This window comes from Treponema sp. UBA7567, assembly GCF_002476655.1.
Classification (GTDB): Bacteria; Spirochaetota; Spirochaetia; order Treponematales; family Treponemataceae; genus Treponema_D.
In genome coordinates, this window is record NZ_DLLH01000071.1 from 37,418 (window position 1) to 44,190 (window position 6,773).

Consider the following 6,773-nt stretch of genomic DNA (forward strand, 5'->3'; position numbering starts at 1 on the left):
AAGTGGCGGTTGGCCGGTTTGAGCAAAAAATGTGCTCCATAAATAAAAAATCCCGGCACTTTTTTTACGGCCAGGATTTTTTTGCAAGTTTTTATTTTTTTACAGATGGATTGTTTCGACCATGTAGCGGATGCACGTGCCTGTCTTGTTTTCGACCTGCTTTTCGACTACGAACACAAAATTGCGGCCGCTTTTGTCGCTGAAAATCCGGTTGATTGTGTAGCCTGTTACGCCTTTGCGCTTTATGTCAGGATTTCCGACAATGTCGCGGCTGATTACATCGCCGTTTTCGTCCTGTTTTTCTACTGCGATAAAGAAAGAAGNNTTTCTCCTGTGCCTTCGACATTTTTTATGAGTTTAATATGGTAAAAAACGCTGCGCTCTGTGCTCGATCCTTCAAAATCCTTAAAAACGATTTCGCCGGTTGAAGACGGAATTTCGCGTGTAAAAAGGAGATTGTCGGCTTCTGATTTTTTTAAATTGTATTTTTTGAGCACCCAGCTTGCCTTTTTTAGAAGTTCTTCGTAAACTTCGCGGCCTGTTTTTTTTGCAGTCGCTTCCGATGGATTTATGCGGAAAACTTCGCCGTCAATCCAGTCGTTTTTTTCAATATCAACGCAATAAATTTCCGCGTAGCCCTGAAAAGTTTTATCTGTTTTTCCGTATTCTGCAAAAACGTAAGTTTTGCCGTCTTCGGAAAGTCCGAGATCAACAAAAGCCGCAGCATCTCCAGCAAAAGAAAGTGAAACCGTTGCAAAAATTGTGAATAAAATCAAAAGATGCTTTTTCATTTTTTTCTCCCATTCAATGCGCATAAAAAGCTGATTTTTTGTATGCTGTCCGTGCCTGCATTTTTTAAGCGCCTGTTATGCTCTATATTTATTTTCGGATTTTAAATGCTCTCTCTTTACTTAATTTTTGTTTGCTTTTAATATTTTTTTATGACTTTAAAGACTCGCAACCGCATGATGCAGATTTTCTTCTATTTTTCGCTTGTCTGCATTGCAAGCGCCCTAATTTTTTTTATTATAGCGCTTGTAAACAAAGCTATTACTCCGCCGCCTAACCTGCGGATTCCAGCATTTATAGAAAAAATCGGATTCTTAAAATACAATTTTATTGCAACGATGATTTCAATTTCGCTGATTGTTTTTTTTGCGCCTGTTACTGTTTTTTATGCGCTTAAACTTTTTGAAAACACTCAGTCAAACGAAATTGTCTTTTTTCTTGCATTTTTGACTGGCTGTCTTTGCGAAGGAGTGCGCTTCTTAACGCCGCTTTTTGGTTTGTGGTCAACTTTTTCTGATCTTCTGTTTTTTTGCGGAAGAATTATTTTTATCGGACGGCTTTTGTGTCCGCTGAGCTTTCTTTTTGCGGCTCTTGCAAGTTCTGCAGAGCAGCGCCAGGATATTGAACGGAATATTACGATTCTTTTTGCAATAACTGTTGTTTTTGCGATTATTGCGCCTATCAATACGGCAAGAATAAGTTCTGCCGGAACCGTCACATGGGGATTTCCAAGACTGTTTTTTTGTTCGCGGCTTGCATTTACTGCATTGAGTTTTATTTCGTTTTGGATTATGGCAGTCAATCAAAATACTGACGAATATAAAAAAGTTGCCTTTTCAATGTTGTTTATTCTTTCTGGATATGGATTTTTGGTAATTTCGGACAACTTCGTCTTTATTATTTTGGGACTTCCGCTTCTTCTTTTGGGAACGTATAGATATTTGAGAGCCTTGCATTCACTTTACATGTGGAGATAAAAAAGTTGAGAAAGCCCGCCGATTGCAACAGGAATCAGAATGTTGTCATAATCTTTTAGCGGCAATCCTTCAATCAAAGTTGCAACGAGGGCAAGAAAAAAGCACAAAATTGAATTATGCAAGACAAAAAAGCTCGAAATAAAAACTGCGGCAAAACAGGTAAGGCTTCCAGCCGCTGTCTTTCCTCCAGTCAAAGGAACTTCGACCCTGCCAAATGTTTTTCCTGCAAGGCTTGCAAGTCCGTCGCCAAATGCAAGAGAAAATATCCCGACTGTAGAAAATGGTTCTTTCCAAAGAATAGAGCACAAAACAATTCCCAAAACCAAGGTTACCGGACCGAGAACAAATTTATTGTCATCACGTTTTCGGGCGGCAGCGACCGTTATTGAACTTATTAGCGGAACACAGACACCGTTTAGCCTTAAAATTTCAGAAACTGAATACAAAACGGCTGCGCAAACAAGGCAAATTATCGCTGGAATTTTATAAAAATGAATAAAAATTGGCACAAATGCAGTACAAATATGAATTGTTTTTCGGAAAACTTCTTTTTTGAGCGAAATAAAGTGCTTTTTTATGTCAATTCCAATTCTAATGCAAAACATTTTTCAAAAATTCCGGATTTTCAACTCTTTTGTTCTTTGCGGCTTTATTCTATTTTAGCACTTTTTCTCCAACCAAAGTGCGCGGAATGTCTGTATAAATTGCAGGTTCAAATTCCGCCATAGAAGCCGAAATATATTTTGAATTTTGCAGGGCAAGGTTGCTTCCGCCAAGCCGAACCATCGTTTCCTGGTTTCTTGTAAGAGCATCCCAGGCTCGAATTGATTCGACAAAACATTCAAAACTTTTTCCGTTCATCTGGCTGTTGCCTGTCTGACGAGCAATTTTATTCAAGACAACTCCAAGGTTGTTGGTTGTTTTTAAAATCATTTCTACAAGCTGCGCATCATCTTCCTTAGCCTGAGGAAAAAGAAGCGCATGATGAGCTTTTTCTTCGTTTAAAAGGCTTAAAAGACGGTTGTAATAACCTTGAGCCGCAAAATTATCTCCGCGGAGAGCAAGCGTGTTTCCGGCTGCAAGCAGAAGGTTTTGATCTGCATCTTTTTTTTCTAAAGCCTTTATAAAAAATGTGAGCGCATTTTCGTAATTCTGCTTGTTATAATTTATAACACCGATTCTGTAATTTACAGTCGGAGTTGAATTTTTATTTAAAACTGAATACTCATAATTTTTTAAGGCCGCATCCATATCGCCAGAAATAAAGTATTCAATATCTCCCATGTCCGCATACAAAATTCCTGTATTTAAATCGCCTTCAAGTCCGTTTTTTTCGTTTTCTCTTTGGAAAAGGTCAATTCCGCGGGTGTACGCTTCCTGAGCTTTTATGTACTGGCTTAAATCCGTGTAAAGCTCGCCCAAAAGACGGCAGGCGTCAATTTCGCTGTAAACGCTTTTTTTTGTGCGGACACTAAGCTTATCAAAACAGTCAAGAGCAACCAAAAGTTTTCTTCTTGCAGATTCAAAATTTGAATTTCGGATAAAGTAGCGCGCAAGATTGTAATGGGCAAGAGGGTTTTTTGAATCTTTTTTTTCTGCAATGTCAAGCATCGCTTTTACATCTTCAATTTTTGCACGTAAATATTCATCTGAACGGCTCAATTTTCCGTAAAGCTTGTCCAGAAGGTAGCCTGAAAGTTCTGTCCAGTCTTTTGCTTCCAAAGATTTTTCGCGCGGATAAAAACGGCTTTTAAGCTCTATGACATTTTTTAATTTGTCAGTGCGGATAAAATAACGGAGCATTCTCGACATATAGAGGTCTGTAGCTCCATAAAGCTGAATCAAATCGGAATAAGTCTGCCTTGCCTGTTCATATTTTGAAAAATCTGTTTCCCCCCATTCAAGAAAAACATCGCCCAAAAGCAAAATTCCATCAGAATCGTTTATGTGCCAGTCTAAAATTTCGCGGCGGACAATTTCTTCAGAACGCTCATAGTTTGCGCGGTCATAAAGCTCCATTTTCGCCCAGTCGAGCCCAGCATTTTTGTCGTGCTTAAAAACTCCAAGAATATTTTTGTACATTTGAGCCGCACGTTCAAACTGCTTGTGCTCACGGTAACCTTCGGCATATTTAAAAAACCATTTTTTTACAGGTTTGTACTGAACCGCATCAACAAATTTTGATTCTGACTGAGGATATTCGTTGTTCTGAAGAAGGGCATATCCCTGCTTGTAAATAATATTTGCCATTATAGGCTTATAAACGAACAAAACGCCAGCCCGGAAAAGCAGAGAAACCACAAAAGCAATTACAATTCCTGCAATCGTTCCTGGAATGATTCTATTTTTTAACTGAAACTGAAAAGACTGCTTGTACGCTTCGTACTGGGCAAAAGAACGCCTCTCGTAATCTCTCGGAACGTCAATTGAAATGTCGAGCATTTTTTCCAATTGGGAAGCAATCTGTCTTGCAGGCGCCTTGTTGAGAATTTTTTGAATGATTTCAAAAACAGCGTCGTCGGTAAATTCGTTCTTTACGACTAAATCTTCAATCGCAAGCCGAAGATTGAGCGGATATCCAGAAAGATTTTTTCTAAAAGTTTCATATTCTTCTTCGGTGAGAGTATTTTTTGGTCTTCCGCTCTTTGCCTGAGAAAAATCGACAACATCAACTTTTGGCCGTCCACGCTTGTCAAATGCGGCAGTCTGAGTGTCCGAAAATCCAGGAATTTTAAAATCATCGTCAAGAAGAAAGTCATCGTCCGGTAAATTTTTACCGATTCCAGGCAATGAGGTTTCCGGAAATTCATCTCCACTAGAAAAAGAAGCATTTCCTGTTCCAAAATCAATATTTCCGTCACTTCCAAGCTCTTCGATTGAACTCGAAAAATCTTCCGCAGGAACATCAACCGAAGCGTCAACAGGACTAGAAAGCCCTTTTAAAATTTCGGCGGCCGCAGTGTCATTTTCTTCTTCCGTTGTCTTAGAGCCAGAACCTTCCGAAGAGACAGGATTTTCTGAACCTGCAGAGCCTTCCGAGAAATCAGAATTTTTCGGACTTTCCATAGAAAATGAATCAAAATCCGGAAGATTAAAGTCGTTCAGACGGGTGTCCGGACTAAAATTTGAATCGCTGTTCAAATTTTCATCAAACTTTTCATCTGTTTTTTTAGATTCTGAAAGCCCCATAGGATTTTCAATATTCTTAGTCTTATCATCAAGTTCAAACTCCGAAGAATTTGCAGCGTTTTCAGGGTTTTCAGCATCTTCAATGTCTGGCAAAGGAGAAAAACCGTCTTTTTCGACAATATCTTCCGGAAGATCGGCATTTAGGTCGATAGCTTCGCCGTTAAAAGCAAAATCGTCATCGTTTTTTGAAGCCGTATTCTCAGTTCCAAAATCCATATCGTCCGGCAAATCCGGCATTTGAATGCCTTCAAAATTGTCAGATTTTTTTTCAGGCTCAGAAAGATTTTCGCCAGAAAGCCCATCAAACGGCACATTTTCCTGCTCAGCCTCAGTTTGAGCACTTTCTTCAGGAGCGGATTTTAAAAGCGCCTCCAAATCAAGATCTTCCAGAGGAATTTCTTCCGGCTCTTTTTTTTCAGGTTCTTTCTTTTCAGGCTCATCAAGAAATTCGCTTAAATCAGGCTCATCGCCAGAGTGCGAAGCATTGGAATCTAAAAGCGAATCCAAATCTGGAACAGCATCATTTTCTTGTGTCTGAGAACTTAAATCTTGCTCATTTTTTTCTTCGCCAGAATCAACAGCAGATACGGAATTTTCAGGAGAATCATCCGTTTTTTCAGGAAGTCCAAGAACAAAATCTTCAGAATCGTCTTCTTCAGAAATTCCTTCCGGGAAAGGAACAACGGCAGGTTTTTCACCGCGCTGGGCACGAATTTTAACTTCGTCACCAACATTCTGCATATCACTGGCAAATTTCTTTAGCTGATTTAATCCCGGCATTTCGTTTTTTTACTCCAGACAAAAATTGGCAGGTTTCTCTAAAAAATTCTAGAGCCCTGATTACAATTCAAGATTCAATTCTACACTCATTTTCGGAAAATCAGAACCCTTGCTTTAATAATTTGGGCGGCTTTTTTGCTCCGCAAAAAAAACGGGCTATCCGGGGTTCCGCGCTAACCGCGCTGCATTGGCGTTTGCAGGCAACCGCCAACGGTTTCCGCCCCTTCTATCCCTGCCACAAAACTTAATTTTAAAAATCTAAACTCCGTTCAAAAAATACCGAAAATTCCAGTATGAAAAAGTTTGCTGTTTTTACATTTTTTGCATTTTTTGTTTTAATTAGCGTTTCTGCAAAAAAAGATGAGCCAAAAAAAGACACTTACGATTACGACAATCTTGTAACTTCTGTAAGAGGAGTAACTTCACCTTTGATAAGCGATGAATACATTCTCTTTACAGCAGAAAAAAACGCCCGTAACGTAGGAATTGCCTTCGATTTTGAAAATTTCAGCAAAATTCACGCATTTTCGCTGCGCAAGCTTTTCGACTACGAAGGAGAACAGACAAACTCATGGTATTTTTACGTTCTGAAAATTCCTCCAAAAACACAAAAAATTTCCTACAAACTTGTAATCGACGGCCTTTGGACAGTTGATCCGACAAATCCAAACACCCAATACGACTCAGAAAACGGAATAGAATTTTCGTGCATAGAAATTCCGCAGACAAAAAAAAATATAACCGAAAAAATGCCCGACGGATTTACAAAATTTACCTGCAGCTTTGAACCAGGCAAAAAAATCAGGCTGGCAGGCACATTTACAAATTGGGACAGCTGGATTTACGAAATGACAGAAACTGCCCCAGGAAAATACGAAATTTACCTGCCGTTGCCGCCCGGAACATACTATTACGCCTATTTTACCGGCCTAAAACAGTTTATCGACACAACAAACCCGTCAAAAGCCTACACCGCCGAAGGCAAAACAGTATCTTCGATTGTAGTCAAATAGCCTGAATTTCGAGTTTTATAATTTA

At 39.3% G+C, this 6,773-nt stretch carries 6 protein-coding genes; 2 read left to right on the top strand and 4 right to left on the bottom strand.

The annotated features are described in order from the left end of the window. Positions 1–99 precede the first annotated feature (99 nt). Entirely contained in the window at positions 100–312 is a 213-nt protein-coding gene (locus tag B3Y13_RS09925) for a DUF2259 domain-containing protein (protein WP_414718191.1), read from the bottom strand. After that, entirely contained in the window at positions 303–815 is a 513-nt protein-coding gene (locus tag B3Y13_RS08965; protein WP_422664333.1) for a DUF2259 domain-containing protein, read from the bottom strand. Before B3Y13_RS08965 ends, B3Y13_RS09925 begins: the two co-directional genes overlap by 10 nt. A gap of 126 nt (positions 816–941) precedes the next feature. On the opposite strand from B3Y13_RS08965, the gene B3Y13_RS08970 reads away from it, so the two are divergent. Continuing rightward, the gene (locus tag B3Y13_RS08970; protein WP_296021431.1) at positions 942–1,766 is read left to right on the top strand and encodes a hypothetical protein; all 825 of its coding nucleotides are present in this window, start codon (positions 942–944) and stop codon (positions 1,764–1,766) included. Here the strand turns inward: B3Y13_RS08970 and B3Y13_RS08975 are convergent. Both B3Y13_RS08975 and flcA read right to left on the bottom strand, forming a co-directional pair. Then, positions 1,751–2,371: a diacylglycerol/polyprenol kinase family protein gene (locus tag B3Y13_RS08975; protein ID WP_296021436.1), complete on the bottom strand. Its 621-nt coding sequence runs from the start codon at positions 2,369–2,371 to the stop codon at positions 1,751–1,753. The two genes, B3Y13_RS08970 and B3Y13_RS08975, sit on opposite strands and share 16 nt — an antisense overlap. Positions 2,372–2,420: 49 nt before the next feature. Then, a complete protein-coding gene (gene flcA / locus B3Y13_RS08980; RefSeq protein WP_296694049.1) occupies positions 2,421–5,735 on the bottom strand; it encodes a periplasmic flagellar collar protein FlcA in 3,315 nt (1,104 codons plus the stop codon). A gap of 293 nt (positions 5,736–6,028) precedes the next feature. On the opposite strand from flcA, the gene B3Y13_RS08985 reads away from it, so the two are divergent. Then, the gene (locus B3Y13_RS08985; protein WP_296021448.1) at positions 6,029–6,748 is read left to right on the top strand and encodes an isoamylase; all 720 of its coding nucleotides are present in this window, start codon (positions 6,029–6,031) and stop codon (positions 6,746–6,748) included. Positions 6,749–6,773: the final 25 nt, after the last annotated feature.